The sequence below is a fragment of the Streptomyces purpurogeneiscleroticus genome (assembly GCF_020024005.1).
Taxonomy (GTDB): Bacteria; Actinomycetota; Actinomycetes; order Streptomycetales; family Streptomycetaceae; genus Streptomyces; species Streptomyces purpurogeneiscleroticus.
This window is the reverse complement of the sequence record NZ_NHSG01000418.1, coordinates 1-2,724: the sequence shown is the minus strand read 5'-3', so window position 1 is coordinate 2,724 and position 2,724 is coordinate 1. Positions and strand designations below refer to the sequence as shown.

The 2,724-nt window shown below is 72.4% G+C and carries 2 protein-coding genes; both read right to left on the bottom strand.

Annotation, left to right across the window (positions count from 1 at the left end):
• Positions 1-77: 77 nt before the first annotated feature.
• Positions 78-857 carry a polyprenol monophosphomannose synthase gene (locus tag CCS38_RS30895; RefSeq protein ID WP_223736631.1) on the bottom strand — a complete coding sequence of 260 codons (780 nt, stop codon included), beginning with the start codon at positions 855-857 and terminating at the stop codon, positions 78-80.
• Positions 854-2,566, bottom strand: coding sequence for an apolipoprotein N-acyltransferase (gene lnt, locus CCS38_RS30890; protein ID WP_372457173.1), 1,713 nt, complete (start codon positions 2,564-2,566; stop codon positions 854-856). The genes CCS38_RS30895 and lnt overlap by 4 nt, the downstream gene beginning before the upstream one ends.
• Between the last annotated feature and the right edge of the window lie 158 nt (positions 2,567-2,724).

The following is a 2,724-nucleotide window of genomic DNA, read 5'->3' as shown; positions in this document are numbered from 1 at the left end:
CACCGCTCCCCAAGCTAGCCCCGGCCACCGACCGTCCCCCGGTTATCCACAGGCCCGCTTCAGCGGCTCTTCTCGCTTCAGGGGCTTTTCTTGCCGCGCAGCCTGTCCAGTCGGGAGCCGACGCCCCAGGCCGTCACGCGCCACAGGGCCTCCACGACGATGTCGCGGTTCATCTTGCTGTCGCCCCGCTCCCGTTCGACGAAGGTGATCGGCACCTCGACGACGTGGTAGCCGGCCTCGACGGCCCGCCGGGCCAGGTCGACCTGGAAGCAGTACCCCTGCGAGGCGACCTCCGCCAGGCCCAGCCCCTGCAGCGTCTCCTTGCGGAAGGCCCGGAAGCCGCCGGTGACGTCCCTGATCGGCACGTCCAGCAGCAGCCGGGAGTACGTGCTGCCGCCGCGGGAGAGGAACTCGCGGTACTTGGGCCAGTTCACCACCCGGCCGCCGGGCATCCAGCGCGAGCCGAGCACGAGGTCGGCGCCCTTCAGGGCGGTCAGCAGCCGGGGCAGCTCCTCGGGCTGGTGGGAGCCGTCGGCGTCCATCTCCACCAGGACGTCGTAGCCGTGCTCGATACCCCACTGGAAGCCCGCGAGGTAGGCGGCGCCCAGGCCCTCCTTGCCCTGCCGGTGCAGGACGTGCACGTGGTCGTCGGCGGCGGCCAGTTCGTCGGCGAGCTTGCCCGTGCCGTCCGGGCTGTTGTCGTCGGCGACCAGTACGTGCGCGTCGGGCACTCCTGCGCGCACCCGATCGACGACGGGCTTGATGTTCTCCGCCTCGTTGTAGGTCGGAATGATCACCAAGATGTCGCCCAGCGGTCCGTACTGCCGCCGCTCGCCGCCCTGTCCGCCGTCTGTCACTGCTGCCCCTTCTCGTCCTTCGTACGCCCGCGCCGGCCGAGCACGAAGGCGGCAGCGCAGGACAGAAGGCCCACCATAGCGATCACCCATTCCGGAGACGCGCCGACGCGGTCGGCGACGGTCTTTTCCTCCCGCAGCGGAAGGCTCGCGCTGACGACGCCCTGGGTGAATTCGGGGATGCGGTGGGTGATTTCACCGTTCGGGGCGACGACGGCGCTGATGCCGCTGGTGGCGGCGGTGACGACGGCGCGGCCGTGCTCGACGGCGCGCAGCCGGGACATCGCGAGCTGCTGCTCGGGCTGGCCGGTGCGCCCGTAGGTGGCGTTGTTGGTCTGCACGATGAGGGCGCGGGCCCCGGCGTTCACGGTGTCGTGCACGATCTCGTCGTACGCCACCTCGAAGCAGATGACGTCGCCGAGCTTCGCGCCCGCCATGTTCATCACGCCGGTGCGGTCGCCGGGGTAGAAGTCGCGCGGCACGCGCTGGAGGCGCGTGATGACCTTGCTGAGCTCCTTGCGGAAGGGCACGTACTCGCCGAACGGCACCGGGTGCTGCTTGGTGTACGAGGCGCCGGGGCCGGTCTTCGGGTCCCAGAGGATGCCCTGGTTGAAGACGTAGCCGGCCTTGCTCGGGTGGTCCACGAGGGCGCCGACGAGCACGGGGACGCCGATCGCCCGCACGGCCTCGTTGATCCGGTCGTACGCCTCCGGGTACTGGAAAGGGTCCAGGTCGGAGGAGTTCTCCGGCCAGATGACGAGGTCGGGCTTCTCGGCGCGGCCGGCCTTCACGTCGGCGGCCAGCTTCTCGGTGGCCGTGGCGTGGTTGTCCAGGATCTGCATGGGGCGGCCGAGGAAGTCCATGCCGGGCTGCTGCACGTTGCCCTGTACGACGGCGATGTCCAGGTGGTCGGTGGCCTTGGTCGGTACCGGGACGGCGTACCCGGCGACGGTGACGGCCGCGGCCAGCCCGAAGGCTTCCAGGGCCGGGATGGCCCGGCGCAGCCGCGTACCGGCCGCGCTGTCCGGCCGGCGCAGCTGCCACAGCGTCACGGTGATGGCGGCGAGCAGCGTGCCGGTGAGGGCGACGGCGAAGGTGACCAGGGGTGCGCCGCCGAGCGCGGCGAACGGGGTGTAGGGCGTAGCGGTGTTGGCGAAGGCGAGCCGGCCCCAGGGGAAGCCCCCGAAGGGCACTCGGTCGCGGGCCCACTCCTGGGCCACCCACAGGCAGGCGGCCCACAGGGGCCACGCCTTCAGGCGCGAGGTGACGGCCAGTCCGGCGCCGAGCAGCGCCACGAAGACGGCTTCGGCGAAGGCGAGGCCGATGACGGCGTCCCAGCCGATGACGTGCAGCCACTTCAGCAGCAGGAAGAAGAAGGGCCAGCCGAACACGAGGCCGGTCCAGGCTCCCTGACGTGCCGTGCGGCCGCGGGTGAGCAGGCTGAGTCCGGCCACCGCCAGGAGGGACAGCGGCCACAGGTCGTACGGCGGGAAGGCGAGGCCGAGGGCGAGTCCGGCGAGGACCGCGAGTACCGTGCGCGGCGTTTCGCGGCGCACGAGGGCGGCGAGGCGGCGCAGGCGTCCGGGGCGGCGGTCTGCGGCGTCGGGCGCCTCGGTGGCCACGGGGCCGCCGTCGGCGGCGGGGCCGTCCCCGCCAGGGCCCTGGGCGGGGCCTGGCACGGTTTCGGCGGTGGTTTCGGAGCCCGATGGCACAGTCGCGGCCTTCCTGCAGGTCGTGCGGTGGTGAGCCGACGGTACAACGGGGCACGGGCGCGCGGGACGCGGGTGGCCGGTACGGGTACGCGCGGTCGCTCTCGGTGAGGGGAGGGCGGTGCCGCGTACGCGGAGAGGGCCTCGTGACGAGGCGGGGT